This is a genomic window from Methylophilus sp. DMC18 (genome assembly GCF_056314005.1).
Genome location: NZ_JBQUZE010000003.1, coordinates 264,137 through 280,354, shown reverse-complemented (window position 1 = coordinate 280,354; position 16,218 = coordinate 264,137). Strand labels below are relative to the sequence as shown.

At 53.1% G+C, this 16,218-nt stretch carries 15 protein-coding genes; 8 read left to right on the top strand and 7 right to left on the bottom strand.

The features are described from left to right. Nucleotides 1-54: 54 nt before the first annotated feature. Complete coding sequence (locus ACT53G_RS08355; protein WP_275356344.1) at nucleotides 55-1,233, bottom strand: efflux RND transporter periplasmic adaptor subunit; 1,179 nt, start codon at nucleotides 1,231-1,233, stop codon at nucleotides 55-57. 198 nt (nucleotides 1,234-1,431) lie between these two features. On the opposite strand from ACT53G_RS08355, the gene ACT53G_RS08350 reads away from it, so the two are divergent. The 8 genes from ACT53G_RS08350 to ACT53G_RS08315 all read left to right on the top strand — a co-directional run bounded on the left by ACT53G_RS08350 (nucleotide 1,432) and on the right by ACT53G_RS08315 (nucleotide 10,183). After that, nucleotides 1,432-2,058: a TetR family transcriptional regulator gene (locus tag ACT53G_RS08350; RefSeq protein WP_194748696.1), complete on the top strand. Its 627-nt coding sequence runs from the start codon at nucleotides 1,432-1,434 to the stop codon at nucleotides 2,056-2,058. A gap of 79 nt (nucleotides 2,059-2,137) precedes the next feature. Beyond that, on the top strand, nucleotides 2,138-3,181 hold the full coding sequence (dusB, locus tag ACT53G_RS08345) for a tRNA dihydrouridine synthase DusB (RefSeq protein WP_275356345.1): 1,044 nt from the start codon (nucleotides 2,138-2,140) through the stop codon (nucleotides 3,179-3,181). After that, nucleotides 3,181-3,417 carry a helix-turn-helix domain-containing protein gene (locus ACT53G_RS08340; protein WP_194748698.1) on the top strand — a complete coding sequence of 79 codons (237 nt, stop codon included), beginning with the start codon at nucleotides 3,181-3,183 and terminating at the stop codon, nucleotides 3,415-3,417. Before dusB ends, ACT53G_RS08340 begins: the two co-directional genes overlap by 1 nt. 92 nt (nucleotides 3,418-3,509) lie before the next feature. Next, on the top strand, nucleotides 3,510-5,114 hold the full coding sequence (gene purH, locus ACT53G_RS08335; RefSeq protein WP_476169140.1) for a bifunctional phosphoribosylaminoimidazolecarboxamide formyltransferase/IMP cyclohydrolase: 1,605 nt from the start codon (nucleotides 3,510-3,512) through the stop codon (nucleotides 5,112-5,114). Between the two features lie 110 nt (nucleotides 5,115-5,224). Then, on the top strand, nucleotides 5,225-6,493 hold the full coding sequence (gene purD, locus ACT53G_RS08330) for a phosphoribosylamine--glycine ligase (protein ID WP_194748700.1): 1,269 nt from the start codon (nucleotides 5,225-5,227) through the stop codon (nucleotides 6,491-6,493). 6 nt (nucleotides 6,494-6,499) lie between these two features. Beyond that, on the top strand, nucleotides 6,500-7,414 hold the full coding sequence (gene hemF, locus ACT53G_RS08325; RefSeq protein WP_194748701.1) for an oxygen-dependent coproporphyrinogen oxidase: 915 nt from the start codon (nucleotides 6,500-6,502) through the stop codon (nucleotides 7,412-7,414). 1 nt (nucleotide 7,415) lies between these two features. Next, complete coding sequence (locus ACT53G_RS08320) at nucleotides 7,416-8,720, top strand: M18 family aminopeptidase (protein ID WP_313985528.1); 1,305 nt, start codon at nucleotides 7,416-7,418, stop codon at nucleotides 8,718-8,720. A gap of 68 nt (nucleotides 8,721-8,788) precedes the next feature. After that, nucleotides 8,789-10,183 (top strand): amino acid permease, encoded by a 1,395-nt coding sequence (locus ACT53G_RS08315; RefSeq protein ID WP_275356348.1) that lies wholly within the window; start codon nucleotides 8,789-8,791, stop codon nucleotides 10,181-10,183. 75 nt (nucleotides 10,184-10,258) lie between these two features. On the opposite strand, the gene ACT53G_RS08310 is transcribed toward ACT53G_RS08315, so the two are convergent. From ACT53G_RS08310 to ACT53G_RS08285, 6 genes are all read right to left on the bottom strand, one after another. Continuing rightward, nucleotides 10,259-10,582, bottom strand: a complete 324-nt coding sequence (locus ACT53G_RS08310) for a c-type cytochrome (protein WP_194748704.1) — start codon at nucleotides 10,580-10,582, stop codon at nucleotides 10,259-10,261. Between the two features lie 204 nt (nucleotides 10,583-10,786). Further along, nucleotides 10,787-11,722: a D-hexose-6-phosphate mutarotase gene (locus tag ACT53G_RS08305; RefSeq protein ID WP_194748705.1), complete on the bottom strand. Its 936-nt coding sequence runs from the start codon at nucleotides 11,720-11,722 to the stop codon at nucleotides 10,787-10,789. After that, a complete protein-coding gene (gene ilvD, locus ACT53G_RS08300; protein WP_194748706.1) occupies nucleotides 11,722-13,578 on the bottom strand; it encodes a dihydroxy-acid dehydratase in 1,857 nt (618 codons plus the stop codon). Before ilvD ends, ACT53G_RS08305 begins: the two co-directional genes overlap by 1 nt. 103 nt (nucleotides 13,579-13,681) lie before the next feature. Beyond that, nucleotides 13,682-13,966 (bottom strand): TIGR03643 family protein, encoded by a 285-nt coding sequence (locus ACT53G_RS08295; protein WP_228518839.1) that lies wholly within the window; start codon nucleotides 13,964-13,966, stop codon nucleotides 13,682-13,684. Then, complete coding sequence (locus ACT53G_RS08290; protein WP_379074640.1) at nucleotides 13,939-14,127, bottom strand: YbdD/YjiX family protein; 189 nt, start codon at nucleotides 14,125-14,127, stop codon at nucleotides 13,939-13,941. Before ACT53G_RS08290 ends, ACT53G_RS08295 begins: the two co-directional genes overlap by 28 nt. A gap of 12 nt (nucleotides 14,128-14,139) precedes the next feature. Then, nucleotides 14,140-16,194, bottom strand: coding sequence for a carbon starvation CstA family protein (locus tag ACT53G_RS08285; protein ID WP_379074637.1), 2,055 nt, complete (start codon nucleotides 16,192-16,194; stop codon nucleotides 14,140-14,142). Nucleotides 16,195-16,218: the final 24 nt, after the last annotated feature.

The following is a 16,218-nucleotide window of genomic DNA, read 5'->3' as shown; positions in this document are numbered from 1 at the left end:
ATGCCCAGGCCCTTGGTAACATAATGGGCTTATTCAACAAAGACGGTGAATGCGTTAAGACTTGGCTGGTGCCGGTGCCGCTTGGGCTGGCGCAGCGTCTGGTGCATGTGGTGCCACCGGTGCACCAGGTCTCACCTTGATCAGGTTGTCGACAATGACCTGATCGCCGGCTTTCAAGCCATCCAGTACCGTCCAGCGGTTGTCAAACCAGCCGCCCGCGACAATCGGCCTGACCGCGGCCACCGTTTTGCCTTCTTTATCTTTTTCGGCCACAAAGACAAACTTGCCTTGCTGACCAGTCAGTACGGCCGTTTGCGGAATCAGGAAGACGCCATCACGCTTGCCAGTGGTCAGGCGCACACGGACAAACTGACCTGGCAACAAGGCACTGTCCGCATTCTGGAACTCGGCCCGCAGTTGCTGCGTCCCCAATGCCGGGTCAATCTGACTGGCAGAGAAGTTAATCTTGCCTGAATAACGATATTCAGTATTATCTGCCAGGATCAATCGTACATCCTGCACGCGGCCTGGGCGCAAATGCCCGCCCAACGCTGTGAGCTCGGACTCGGACAGGCTGAAGCGGACCCAAATCGGCGACAATTGTACGATGGTGCTCAACAAGGTAGTGTTGGCACTGACCAACGCCCCTTCTGACAACACAAAGCGACCGGCAATCCCACTCTCTGGCGCTTTGACATGCGTATAAGACAGATTCAGCTCTGCTTCACGCAGTTGCGCCTGATATTGCAACAAAGTCGCTGCGGCAACAGAGTTATCAGAGGCCGCATTATCATATTCACGCTGACTGATAGAGTGGCTCTCCAGCAAACCCTTAAGACGTTGCGCCTCACGTGCCGTTTGCTCAATGCGGGCTTTTTGCTGTGCAATCAGCGCCTTGGACTGATCTACCTGCAACTGGTACGGAACAGGATCAATCAAGAACATATCCTGCCCGGCCTTGACCGCATCGCCTTCTTGATACAGGCGTTTAAGCACAATGCCACCGACGCGGGGACGCACTTCAATTTGCTTGGCGCCCTCGGTTTGCGCAACCACCTCAGTCTGCACTGGGATGGTTTCAGCGGCGACGGTTTGCACGGTGACTGGCATCGCAGGCATGCCGCCTGCGGCTGGATTTTGCTGCTGTGAAGATTTTCCGCAAGCACTCAATCCCAGGCTTAAAGCAAGCACGAGCAAGGCATGACGAGGCTGGATAGTCTGTGAAATCAACATGTTATCCTCTGTTTAGTTTTAAAATAGACTTGATTACATACATCATTGGATGTATATTATATACAAACACGAATGTATGTAAATGGGTTTTGCAAAAAATTTGCCCATCTCGAGCCGTCACAAGTTGCCAGTGACCGCTGATAAAATACGACATTCAAATGAAACATTCATGAATTTATGAAAGAGCGATAAATACTTATGGTACGTAAAACCAAAGAAGATGCCGCCATCACGCGCCAACACATTATTGATGCTGCGCGACAGATGTTTCTGCAAAAAGGGGTTAGCCGCACCAGCCTGGAACAGATTGCCTCCCATGCCAATGTTACGCGCGGCGCCGTCTATTGGCATTTCCAGAACAAGGCAGATTTGTTTCATGCCATGCGCGAAGAAGTGTATTTGCCACTGATAGACCGCATGGATGACACCCTACTCGGGAACGCGGAAGAGTCCAATATTGACCCGCTGGGCCGCATTCGCAAACACCTCGAAAACACCGTACAGATTCTTAATGACGACACCACCACGCGCGCAACTTATGAAGTCATGATGACCAAGTGTGAATACGTGGATGAGTTTGCCGATGTACTGAAATCTATTTTAGGTAACTGTAGCGGACTCGTGCACAAAATGGAACAGGCCTACGCCAAAGCACAGGAAATCGGCCAGGTCGGCACCCAGCTTAGTCCGCAAGAACTCGCCTGGGACACCCACCTGTTTTTCTCAGGCCTAATGCACATGTGGGTCAAAGACACCGAAGGAACGTTATTCCGCGACCGCGCCATGCAACTAATCAACACACACATTAATCTGCGTAAAAAATAAGCAAAAATGCTACTTTAAACATTCCCTCGTCTGCGATTTGCAGTTAAAATAGTCAGTCTTTTCACTGACTTATCCAAGCATGCAAATCGGACCGCATCAACTTAAGAACAACCTGGTGGTTGCCCCTATGGCGGGCGTGACCGACCGTCCTTTCCGCATGTTGTGCAAAAAAATGGGGGCAGGGCTGGCCGTCTCCGAAATGGTCACCTCCAATTCCTTATTGTATGGCAGTGAAAAAACCAAGCGCCGCGCCAACCATGAAGGCGAAGTCAGCCCGATCTCGGTACAAATTGCCGGCGCAGAACCGGCCATGATGGCCGAGGCCGCCAAACATAACGTCGACAATGGTGCACAAATCATCGACATCAACATGGGTTGCCCGGCCAAAAAAATCTGTAACGTCATGGCTGGGTCTGCCCTGCTGCGAGACGAACCGCTGGTGTCCCAAATCCTCAAGGCTGTGGTGAATGCGGTGGATGTGCCAGTCACCCTGAAAATCCGTACCGGCTGGGATAGACAAAACAAAAATGCCATCCAGATTGCCAGAATGGCAGAAGACATCGGCATCCAGGCGCTGACGATTCATGGCCGCACGCGCAATGACCTTTACCATGGCGACGCCGAATATGACACGATTGCCGCCGTCAAGCAGCAAATCAAGATTCCGCTGATTGCCAATGGCGATATCACCACGCCAGAAAAAGCCAAATTTGTGCTTGATTACACCCAGGCCGACGCCGTCATGATCGGCCGTGCAGCCCAAGGCCGCCCCTGGATCTTCCGCGAAACCGAGCACTTTCTGAAGACTGGCGAGCACATGCTGCCGCCGACCGTAGATGAAATTCACCAGGTGATGCTGGAGCACTTGCATGACTTGTATGCTTTTTATGGTGACCTCACTGGCATGCGCGTCGCACGCAAGCATATTTCCTGGTATACCAAGGGCTTATCTGGCTCTGCTGCCTTCCGTCACAATATGAATACCTTGCAAACCATAGAATTACAATTACAAGCCATCAATGACTTCTTTACCGAGCTCCGTGCGAAAAACGACCGTCTGGTCTACGCCGAGGAGACTGAACTGGATCAAGAGCACCCAGGCACCCAGGAGCTCGCAGCCTAATGCAAACTGATAGTAAATTAAGTCTCGCCGTACGCGAGTCTCTGGACGACTATTTCATGCATCTGGATGGGCAACCGCCGCATGCGATTTACGAAATGGTGCTTGGCTGCGTGGAAAAGCCCATGCTGGAATACGTACTGAACAAAGTGGGCGGCAACCAGAGCAAAGCCGCCGACATGCTGGGCATTAACCGCAATACCCTAAGAAAAAAAATGGCCGCCTACGGCCTCGAATAAGCATGACCCCGGTCTGATGACATCCCAACATCAGACCTTTTCATTTTTTAAGCCTTTTCATTTTTTATTTTGCAACTCCATTCAAACTCATTATGACGATTAAACGCGCGCTTATCAGTGTTTCCGATAAAACCGGTGTGCTGGAACTGGCACAATCCCTGCACCAACTGGGTGTAGAAATCCTTTCCACGGGGGGCACTGCAAAACTGTTCCGTGACAACCACATTCCCGTCAAAGAAGTGAGCGACTTTACCGGTTTTCCAGAAATGCTGGATGGCCGGGTCAAAACGCTGCACCCCAAGGTGCACGGTGGCCTGCTGGGACGCCGCGACCTGCCTGAACATGTGGCGGCCATGCAGCAATATGGCATTGAGAATATCGACTTGCTCGCCGTCAATCTCTATCCGTTTGAAGCGACGGTGGCCAAGCCCAACTGCACGCTTGAAGATGCGATTGAAAACATTGATATCGGCGGTCCGGCCATGGTGCGTTCCGCAGCCAAAAACTGGAACGATGTCGCCGTACTGACAGACGCTGCCCAGTACACTGAAGTGGTCAACGAGTTGAAAGCCAATCAGGGCGCCGTGTCCAAAGCAACACGTTTCAAATTGTCTGTGGCCGCATTTAACCGCATTGCCCAATACGATGCCGCCATCAGCAACTACTTGTCCGCCATTGACTTCACCGAAACCGAAGCGGCAGGCAAGCCAGTCCTGAGCCAGTTCCCAGGCCAGATGAACAGCAATTTTATCAAAGTACAAGACCTGCGTTATGGTGAAAACAGCCATCAGCAAGCCGCCTTCTACCGTGACCTCTACCCTGCCCCAGGCAGCCTGGCCACCGCGCAACAATTGCAGGGCAAAGAACTGAGCTACAACAACATCGCCGATGCAGATGCGGCCTGGGAAGCAGTAAAATCTTTCACCGGCCCGGCCTGCGTAATTGTCAAACACGCCAACCCTTGCGGTGTAGCCCTGGGCGTGAACGCACTGGAAGCCTACAGCAAAGCCTTCAAAACCGATCCGACCTCGGCTTTTGGTGGCATCATTGCCTTCAACTGCACGCTTGATGGCGCAGCTGCCGAAGCCGTTTCCAAACAATTTGTCGAAGTGCTGATTGCCCCCGATTTTACGCCAGAAGCCCTGGCCATTTTCACCGCCAAAGCCAACGTACGCGTGCTGAAAATCGCCTTGCCCCAAGGAGGCAATAACCCTTGGGAACAAGGCCGCAATGCCGTCGATTCGAAGCGCGTAGGCTCAGGTATTTTGCTGCAATCTGCCGACAACCATGAGATGCATATGGCTGACCTGAAAGTGGTCACCAAACTGCAACCAACGCCACAACAAATGCAAGACCTGCTGTTTGCCTGGAACGTGGCTAAATACGTCAAGTCCAATGCCATCGTGTTCTGTGGCAATGGCATGACCTTAGGCGTGGGTGCAGGCCAGATGAGCCGTGTCGACAGTACCAAAATCGCCGCCATCAAGGCGCAAAATGCCGGCTTGAGCCTGCAAGGTTCAGTGGTCGCTTCTGACGCATTTTTCCCGTTCCGGGACGGCGTAGACGTACTGGCCGATGCAGGCGCGAGTTGCGTGATCCATCCCGGTGGTAGCATGCGCGATGAGGAAGTGATTGCCGCGGCTGATGAACGCGGCCTGGCCATGGTCGTGACCGGCATTCGCCACTTTAGACATTAATTCTATTTGCCACAGAGAACACAAAAAACATCTTCAAAGCATTCCGCTATTGATTGCTACTCTGTGTCTTCTGAGTTCTCTGTGGCTCAAACTTAATCAGGTAATAAAAGATGAAAATTTTAGTGATTGGTTCTGGCGGTCGTGAGCACGCACTGGCCTGGAAAGCCGCACAAAACAAAGCAGTGAGCCGCGTTTATGTTGCTCCCGGTAATGCAGGCACCGCGACAAATCCTGACATGATCAATGTGCCGATAACCAAAATCGATGAGTTGGTGAAATTTGCCGAAGATGAGCAGATTGCCCTGACCATTGTTGGCCCGGAAGCCCCGTTATCGCAAGGCGTGGTCGATGCATTCCGCGCCGCTGACCTGAAGATTTTTGGCCCGACTAAAGCAGCGGCACAATTGGAAAGTTCCAAGGATTTTGCCAAAGCATTTATGGTCCGCCACAACATCCCTACCGCCAAATACCAGACCTTCAGCGAGGTCGCACCAGCGCATGCCTACATTGATGCCAATGGCGCACCCATCGTTATCAAGGCGGACGGCCTGGCGGCCGGCAAAGGCGTGGTGGTTGCCATGACACTGGAAGAAGCGCATGCCGCCGTCGATGCAATGCTGGCTGACAATAAGCTTGGCGATGCCGGTGCACGCGTAGTCATTGAAGAATTTTTGACTGGCGAAGAAGCCAGCTTCATGGTCATGGTCGATGGCAAAAACATCTTGCCACTCGCCACCAGCCAGGACCACAAACGCCTGCTTGATGCCGACCAAGGCCCCAACACCGGCGGCATGGGCGCTTACTCGCCTGCGCCAGTGGTGACGCCAGAGATCCACGCCAAAGCCATGCGCGAGATTATTGTGCCTACCGTTGAAGGCATGGCCAAAGATGGCATCCCGTATACCGGCTTTCTATACGCCGGGTTGATGATTACCCCGGCAGGCGATGTGAAAACACTGGAGTTCAACTGCCGCATGGGTGATCCCGAAACGCAGCCCATCATGATGCGCCTGAAATCAGATCTGGTCGAACTGGCTGAACACGCAGTCAATGGCACGCTGGACCAGGCACAAGCAGAATGGGACAGACGTTTTGCCTTGGGTGTGGTGATGGCAAGCGCCAATTACCCGGATACCCCCAGATTGGGCGATGAAATTCATGGCTTGCCTAAAGACGTACAGGATGGTCATGTGTTCCACGCTGGCACCACCCTCAAGGACGGCAAGGTAGTCACCAGTGGCGGTCGCGTCTTGTGTGTGACGGCCTTGGGCGAAACGGTCAAGTTTGCGCAACAGCAAGCTTATAAAGTACTGGAACAAATCCAGTTCGACGGTGCTCAGTACCGTAAAGATATCGGTTACCGCGCCATCAAAAACTAAGCTGTCATGACAAACCAGATCCAACCCCAGGCCGTCTTTGATTACCTGCAAGGCTTGCAGGCCCGTATTGTCGAAGCCATTGAACTCGTCGATGGCAAAACCTTTTTGCAGGATAGCTGGCAGCGCCCTGAAGGTGGGGGCGGGAACTCTTGCCTGCTCGAAGGCGGAAACGTGTTTGAGCGAGCTGGGGTTGGCTTTTCACATGTGCTCGGCAACAAGCTACCGCCTGCGGCCAGCGTCGCACATCCCGAAGCAGCGGGCCGCCCCTGGGAGGCCATGGGCGTCTCCCTGGTGTTTCACCCGCACAACCCCTATGTGCCGACCGTACACATGAATGTGCGTTTTTTTGTCGCCCGGGCGCAACAGGCGGGTGAAGAGGATATCTGGTGGTTTGGCGGCGGCATGGATCTGACGCCTTACTATGGCTTTGAAGACGATTGCATCCACTTTCACCGCGTTAATAAAGAAGCGCTGGCTGCCTTTGGCGCCGATTATTACCCCAAATTCAAAAAAGACTGTGATGCTTACTTTTTCCTCAAGCATCGCAAGGAGCCGCGCGGAATCGGCGGTGTCTTTTTTGATGACTTTAGTGAATTGGGCTTTGAAAAAAGCTTTGCCTTGCAACGTGCGGTGGGTGATGCCTTTATCAATGCCTATTTGCCCATTGTGCAACGGCGTAAAGAGACGCCTTATGGCGAACGCGAACGCGATTTCCAGGCTTATCGCAGAGGCCGTTATGTTGAGTTCAACCTGATTTTTGATCGCGGCACGATCTTTGGGTTACAGTCCAATGGCCGTACAGAGTCCATCTTGCTCTCTATGCCGCCCATCGTTAAATGGCGCTATGACTGGAAACCTGAAGCCCGTAGCGCAGAGGCCAAACTGTATACTGACTTTTTGATTGAAAAGGACTGGGTTTAATATGCGAGTTTCAGTAGAAGCCAGACAACACGCGCAAGCCCTGCTGGATTTTATTGATCAAAGCCCCAGCCCTTGGCACGCGGTAGACACGGTCGCAAGCCGACTCAAAGCGCATGGCTTTAAAAACCTGCGTGAAAACGAACCTTGGCAATTCAAGGCAGGGGGTAAATATTTCGTGGTGCGTGATGGCGGCTCCATCATTGCCTTTGTACTTGGTCAACAAGCCCTTCCCGACAGCGGCCTGCGCATTGTCGGCGCGCATACCGACTCACCCGGCCTGCGCCTGAAACCGCATGCAGCTTACAGCACAGAAGGTCTGGCGCAACTAGGGGTAGAAGTCTATGGCGGCCCCATTCTGGCCACTTTTACCGACCGCGACTTGAGTCTGGCCGGTCGTGTGGTGCTCCGCACCCCTGAGGGCCTGCAAACGCGTCTGGTCAAATTGGAGCAGCCGATGGCGCGTCTGCCCAATCTGGCCATACACATGAACCGCGAAGTGAATGAAAAAGGCCTGGTACTCAACAAGCAAACCGGTCTGCCCCTGATTTTTGGTCACGCAGCCAACAGCACCGAAGCCAAACAATTGCTGATTGATACACTCGCCGGCAAACTGGCCGTGCCCGCAGACGTCATTGCTGGCTGGGATCTCACTTTTTATGACACCCAGCGCGGCAGTTTCTGGGGCATGGAACAAGAATTTATTGCCAACAGCCAACTGGACAACCTGGCCTCGTGCCATGCCGCGTTGGAAGCCCTGTTAGGCACCGAAACGCCGCAGGCGACCTCTATTTGTGCACTGTTTGACCACGAAGAGGTGGGCTCTGAAAGCGCCACGGGGGCGGGTGGCAGTTTTTTGCTGGATGTGATTGAGCGAATTTGTCATAGCACTCATCTCACGCCAGAAGACAAACTGCGCAGCTTTGCCAACAGTTTTTTTATCAGTGCCGATATGGCACATGCCTTTCACCCCAATCATGCCGGCAGCTATGAACCGTGTCACCATGTGCAAGTCAACCAGGGCCCGGTCATTAAAACCAATGCCAACCAGCGCTACAGCACCAATGCCGTCACGGCTGCGCGCTTTATCCACTTGTGTGAACAAGCGGAGGTCCCCTATCAACAATATGCGCACCGCACCGATTTAGGCTGCGGCAGCACCATAGGGCCCATCATGGCAGCGCAATTAGGCATCGCCACCGTCGATGTCGGTAACCCGATGTGGGCCATGCACAGCCTGCGCGAAAGTGCGGGTGTGCTCGATCATGGCTACATGATTGCCACACTCAGCCGGCATTACGCGAGCTAATCCATCAGCAGCATTGACGCTGGTACAACGATTGCTTTACCCTAGGCAGACATGGGGAGAAACAATCAATGCTAGAACAATTATTGCGCAAAAAACCTATCCAACCACATGCGCATACCGGCCTGAAAAAATGTTTAACCGCCTTTGACCTGGCCTTGCTAGGCATCGGTGGCGCCATCGGTACCGGCATTTTTGTCCTGACCGGTATCGCGGCCGCGACCCAATCTGGCCCTGCCGTCGTCCTTTCATTTATTATTGCGGCCATCGCTGCAGGATTTGCGGCGTTATCTTATGCCGAACTCTCGTCTTCAGTTGGCGGCTCTGGCAGCGCCTATGGTTACAGCTATGTCGCGTTTGGCGAGTTTGCTGCATGGATGATGGGATGGATGCTATTACTGGAGTATGGCGTTGGCGCTGCAGCGGTTGCCAATGGCTGGGCAGGTTACTTTGTAAACACCTTGAGCAACCTCGGGCTACACTTGCCAGCGCACCTGACCAAGGCACCGGTGTTAGGCGGCACCATCAACCTGCCAGCCTTTGCCATTATCTGGGTACTGACCCTGCTACTCATGGTCGGCGTCAAGGAAAGTGCGCGAGCCAATAACCTGATGGTGATTATCAAACTGTCCACGATTGCGATTTTTCTCGCCTTGTCCGTGGGTCATATTCACACCGAAAACTGGCTGCCATTTATGCCGTTTGGCTGGTTTGAAACGCTGGACAATGGCAAAAATATTGGCGTACTGGCTGGCGCCTCGCTGGTCTTTTTTGCCTATTTTGGCTTTGATGCTGTGTCAACCGCGGCCGAAGAATGCAAACTGCCACAACGCGACTTACCGATTGGGCTGATCGCTTCACTATCATTTTGTACCATTATTTATATCATCGTCTCTGGCACGCTGACCGGTGTGATTCCTTATCACGAGCTGAATACCTCGTCACCCGTGGCTTATGCATTGACCAAACTGGGTTATACCTGGTCATCCACACTGGTGGCGACTGGCGTGCTGGCTGGCTTGATTACTGTGCTGCTGGTGCTGCTCTACGGCCTGACACGTATTTTATTTGCCATGAGCCGCGACGGCCTGATTTCCCCGGTATTTTCAGCAGTGAATCCTGACCGCCAAACACCCAGTAAAATTATCTTGCTTTGCGGAACGGTGGTTTCCATCGTGGCCGGTTTTATCCCGCTCGGCGAATTGGCAGAAACGGTCAATATCGGGACGCTAGCCAGTTTCATTATGGTCTGCATTGGCGTGATCCGCTTGCGTCAGACCCATCCAGACTTACCGCGGCCGTTCAAAAATCCTTTTAATCCGCTGATCCCACTCGGAGGTGTCATCACCTGCGGTGCGCTGATGTCGTTTTTACCCGCCTCAACCTGGCATCGCTTTGGCTTGTGGGCGGTGGTGGGCGTGGTGTTCTATTTTGTTTACTCACTCAGACACAGCCGCTTGCGCTAACAATTTAGCCCGCGCGAGCAGCAATAAAAAAGCCGACGATTGAGTCGGCTTTTTTGATTCACAGCAACGCTGGAATTACAGAGACAATACCCATTCAACAATGGTTTTGATGTCTTCGTCTTTCACTTGTGGGCTGTTTGCTGGCATTGGAATATTGCCCCAAACACCGCTACCACCCGCTTTAACTTTAGCGATCAATTTAGCTTCAGCACCTTTGTCGCCTTTGTATTTAGCAGCAACATCTTTGTAAGCTGGGCCCAATACTTTAGCATCCACACTGTGGCAAGCCAAACAGCCGCTTTTTTGTGCCAATGCTTTAGCAGCGGCAGCGTCAACAGCGTGAGCAGAACCTGCCATCAACATGGTCGCTGCTGCGATTGCGGATAATAAAACTTTCATGCGATCTCCTTGAATATCCTCTAAATAAATAGAACCCCGAAATGCAATTTTCGTGCATGTGGCATCTTACCTGACCAGCCAAAATCTACAATAGTAAAACCGCTAAAATACGAGGCCGTATTGATAATTTGAACCAGTTTGGCGTTTTGCCAACACCCTAAAAACGCACGTGAAACAAGATGGTTGACACGTGTCACAACAAGGTTACAGGGTCTCGATCGAATACTCGGCGCTCAGGACATGTTTGCGGCCTGGATTAATCACCACCATATTATCCAGCGCGTTGGTTGTTTCCACACAAATGGTCTTGCGCCACTCTTCGCCCACGCCCATATCGCCCATGGTCGCAGCCTTATCGGCACCAGGATTCCAGACAACCGTGGTATCACTGCCGGATTTGGACACATGGATGATGCGATTATAGCCGCTGTCATGGATAGAACAATCAGAGCTGTGATCGACATAAACACGGTCATATTCGTGGCCGTCAAAGCTCAATGGGTTGTGCTCGACGTTGCGCTCGTATTTGAGTAGCTTATCCAGATAAACCAAATCTTGCATGCCGGTAATTTTGATATTGGATAAATCACTGACATTAAAATAGGTGTGAAAGGCTTCACTAATCACAAATGGATGCTCAGCCAGATTGGTGGTCGCCAGATCAATCCGCAAGCGGCGGCCAATAGTAATGGTCAGCGTCAGCTCATAAGGATAGGACAACTGACGTTGTGCTTCTGGCGTTTGCTGCATTTCGAGAATGATGCGGGTGGCACCGGTTGGCGTCGCGTCAATATCCATGACTCGCCAGGGAATCACGCGCGCAAAGCCATGCGGACACAAAGTGCTGTCGGTAGGGTGTGCGCCAAACCACGGCCAGCAAATGGGGACGCCACCGCGGATAGAACGCCCTTTGACATAACGCGCATTGCTGGACAACCATAAAACCGGGTGTGAAAGGAACTTGGGTTGCCAGTGCATGACATGTGCGCCCTGCAAGGCAATCTTGCCGGTCGCCAGCGGATTATCAATTTCGAGATATTGCAGACCGTTTTCGTCTTGCCATTGATTGACATGCGCATGCAACTTCATGCGCTTGGTCATTTCCATGCTTTTGGCGAGGATGCTACATTCGTCGTTCATTATCTTCCCCTTTCGATCTGGGTCACATCACGCACGGCGCCTTTGGCGGCACTGGTGCTCATGGCGGCATAAGCGCGCAAGGCAGGTGAGACCAGACGCTCACGGTTCAGCGGTTTCCATGCCTGGGCGCCTTTGGCCTCCATATTGGCTCGGCGGTGCGCCATTTCTTCATCAGTCACCGCCAGGTGTATGGTGCGATTCGGAATATCAATTTCTATGGTGTCGCCTTCCTGCACCAGGCCGATCGCACCGCCTTCAGCAGCTTCTGGCGAGGCATGCCCAATACTCAGGCCGGATGTACCGCCTGAGAAACGGCCATCAGTCAGCAAGGCACAAGCTTTACCCAATCCTTTGGACTTGAGGTAAGAGGTCGGATAAAGCATTTCTTGCATGCCCGGCCCGCCACGTGGCCCTTCATAGCGAATCACCACGACATCCCCGGCCACAATCTTGTCGTTAAGAATGGCTTCCACGGCAGAGTCCTGGCTTTCAAATACACGGGCGCGCCCGGTGAATTTAAGAATACTGTCATCCACGCCTGCTGTTTTCACGATACAGCCATCTTGCGCAATATTGCCATAGAGCACGGCCAGCCCTCCATCCAGCGAGTAGGCATGCGCCTTGTCGCGGATACAGCCATTTTCACGGTCATTATCCAGCTCTGGCCACAGCATGCTCTGGCTAAACGCGATGGTGGTTGAAATGCCACCAGGCGCAGCACGATAAAACTTTTTCACGTCCTCATCCTGCGTGGTCATAATGTCCCATTTGGCCAGTGCTTCGCCCATGGTTGCACTATGAACGGTTGGCACGCCCGTATGGATGACACCGGCACGATTCAGTTCGGCCAGGATGCCCATCACGCCACCGGCACGATGCACATCTTCCATGTGATATTTGCTGGTTGCAGGTGCCACTTTGGAAACGCACGGTACCTGACGTGAGATGCGGTCGATGTCTTTCATGGTGAAATCGACACCGGCTTCATGCGCAGCCGCCAGCAAATGCAAGACGGTATTGGTAGAGCCGCCCATGGCCACATCCAGACTCATGGCGTTCTCAAACGCTTGCATGGTCGCGATATTGCGTGGCAACACACTGTAATCATCCTGCTCGTAGTGGCGTTTTGCCAGCTCAACAATCAGTCGACCCGCTTGCAGGAACAACTGCTTGCGCGCAGCATGGGTGGCGAGTGTAGAACCATTGCCTGGCAAACTTAACCCCAAGGCTTCAGTCAGACAGTTCATCGAGTTGGCGGTAAACATGCCCGAACAGGAACCGCAGGTTGGGCACGCAGAACGTTCTACCTCTGCCACCTCTTCATCACTGACATGACTATCCGCGGCTTCGACCATGGCATCGACCAAATCCAGCTTGCGTATCTGGCCTTGCCAGTTCACTTTACCGGCTTCCATAGGGCCACCAGATACAAATACGACAGGGATATTCAAGCGTAATGCCGCCATCAACATGCCCGGCGTGATCTTGTCACAGTTGGAGATACACACCAGCGCATCCGCACAGTGCGCATTCACCATATACTCAACACTGTCAGCAATCAAATCACGGCTAGGCAGGCTGTAGAGCATGCCTCCATGCCCCATGGCGATACCGTCATCGACAGCAATTGTGTTAAATTCTTTGGCTACGCCACCCGCTTTTTCAATTTCACGGGCAACCAGTTGGCCTAGATCTTTTAAATGCACATGGCCAGGAACAAACTGCGTAAACGAGTTAGCCACCGCGATAATCGGTTTGGAAAAATCTTCATCTTTCATACCAGTGGCACGCCACAAGGCGCGGGCACCAGCCATGTTACGACCTTGAGTAGTCGTGTGAGAACGGTATTTAGGCATGGGAAACACTAGGATTGACGTTAAAATCCTATTTTAACTGAATCCGTAGCCGCATGTGCGGCTGAAACAGCTTTGTTACATTCGCGGCGCGCGATAAAAAATGCTAAGGTCGGTATTGCTTGTGTTGATAGGACGAGCAATGCCGGCTCACCGCCGGGCTGCGTAGCGCCTGGTGCTTGGTATGTTGGCCACGCGTACGTTTACGCCAGGCAATAAATGCAGCCGAACTTAGTTGCTGCCGCATGAGGATAATCACGTCTGCCTGCCTGAGCCCAAACTGGCTGGCAATCGCCTCAAACGGCGTACGATCCTCCCACGCCATCTCAATAATGCGCGAAATATCGCCTGGATCCATTTCAGCTAGCAACACCGTTTGACGCCTGTCCATTTCTGATCCTGCCATTGTTTGAAAAATGCTGCCCGCCCTAGCGGAGGCGGCGCATCAGGCAAATACGCATGATGCTCGGCATAATGTGCCAGATAGCGTTCATAGGCATCATCGCCAGAAAGCTGTCTGACACGCTGCCATATTTGCTTGAGCAATCGCATGATGTTCCTCCTCTAGCCCAGTTTAGTCGCCACGTACGCCGCTTCATGACTTGCACTCACGGGCAAACCGGCCAGGCTACGTCTACTCATCCTGACCATATCCACTACCACCACCCACAGCATGGTCACAAAAAACAAGGTGAGCCAGGCATCTAACTGCTGGTTAAAAATCAGTTGCGGCGCAACAGCCGCCTTTTCTGGCGGCAATACCCCTGTAGACAGCTTCTGCGCCAAATCATTCGCAGCCGCAAAAAAACCGACCCGGATATCCTGACTAAAAATCTTCTCGTAAGCCGCACTGGTGGTCACCACCAGCAACCAGACCAAGGGCAACGCAGTGATCCAGGCTTTGTTCGCGCGGCCAGACTTGATCAAGATCCCGGTGGCAACCGACAAGGCAATCGCGGCCAGCATCTGGTTGGCTATCCCAAACAGCGGCCATAAAATATTGACCCCGCCATTCGGGTCAATCACCCCGATATAGAGGAAATAACCCCAGCCAGAGACGATCAACGCGCTGGTTAACACCACTGACGGCGTATAGGAGGTTTCCCCTAACTTGGGATGCAAGTTACCCAACACATCTTGCAGCATAAAGCGACCCACGCGTGTGCCTGCATCGAGCGTGGTGAGAATGAAGATCGCCTCAAACATGATGGCGAAGTGATACCACAAGGCCAGCAAATGCTCCCCGAATACCGTGCCCAGAATACTGGCCATGCCCACCGCTAGGCTAGGTGCGCCCCCGGTGCGGGCAAACAAGGTCGTTTCCCCCATCGCACTTGCCAGATGCTGCATCTGTTCCACCGTGACTGGATAGCCCCAACTGCTGATGGTATTCACAGCATCCAGCGCCTCTTTACCGACCACGCCTGCCGGGCTGTTAATCGCAAAATAGACGCCAGGCTCCAACACCGTTGCCGCGATCATGGCCATGATGGCAACAAAACTCTCGAGCAACATGGCGCCATAACCGATCATGCGGATATCGCCCTCACTGGAAATCAGCTTGGGCGTGGTACCGCTGGCAATCAAGGCATGAAAGCCAGAAATCGCGCCGCAGGCAATCGTAATAAACACAAACGGAAACAACTTGCCGCCAAAAATCGGTCCCGTACCATCAATAAACGGTGTGATCGCGGGCATGTGTATCTCGGGCCGTAACCATAAAATCGCCACAGCCAGCATCATGACCGTGCCCAGCTTCATATAAGTCGATAAATAATCGCGGGGGGCCAGCAACAACCACACCGGCAACACAGCCGCGGCAAAGCCATAGGCAATCACGCTAAACGCCAATGGCAAGCCTTCATGGTCAAACAGCGCCGCCAGGGTCGGATGATGATCAACCCAGCCACCCAACACCACTGAACCAAGCAGCAAAGCGACGCCCAACAACGACGCCTCAAGCACACGACCCGGACGCAGATAACGCATATAGACACCGACGACCATGGCAATAGGAATGGTCGCGGCAACCGTCGACGTGCCCCAGGGGCTGTGTTTCATGGCGTTGACCACGACCAGACCCAGCACTGCGATCAAAATAATCATGATGACCAACGTTGCAATCATGGCGGCGGTTCCACCAATAGCGCCGATTTCATCTCGCGCCATTTGCCCCAGACTGCGGCCATCGCGGCGGGTAGATAAAAACAGCGTGACCATATCCTGCACTGCGCCGCCCAGCACGGCCCCGATCAGTATCCATAAGGTGCCTGGCAAAAATCCGAATTGTGCAGCCAGGGTAGGCCCAACCAAAGGACCTGGCCCGGCAATGGCCGCAAAGTGATGACCGAAGACCACCCAGCGATGCGTGGGCACATAATCGCGGCCATTATTCAACCGCTCGGCCGGCGTGGCCCGGGTGGCATCAATACTCAGCACTTTGACCGCAATCCAGGCCGCATAAAAACGATAGGCAATCAGGTAAACACACACTGCCGCCGTGATCAGCCACAGTGCATTCAATGTTTCTCCACGCCACCAGGCAATTTGTGCAAAAGCGGTAGCCCCCAAGAGTGCCAGCAATCCCCAAAACACCTGCCCCAACAACCCTTTTAACATGCCATTTCTTCCCTTTTTTAATCT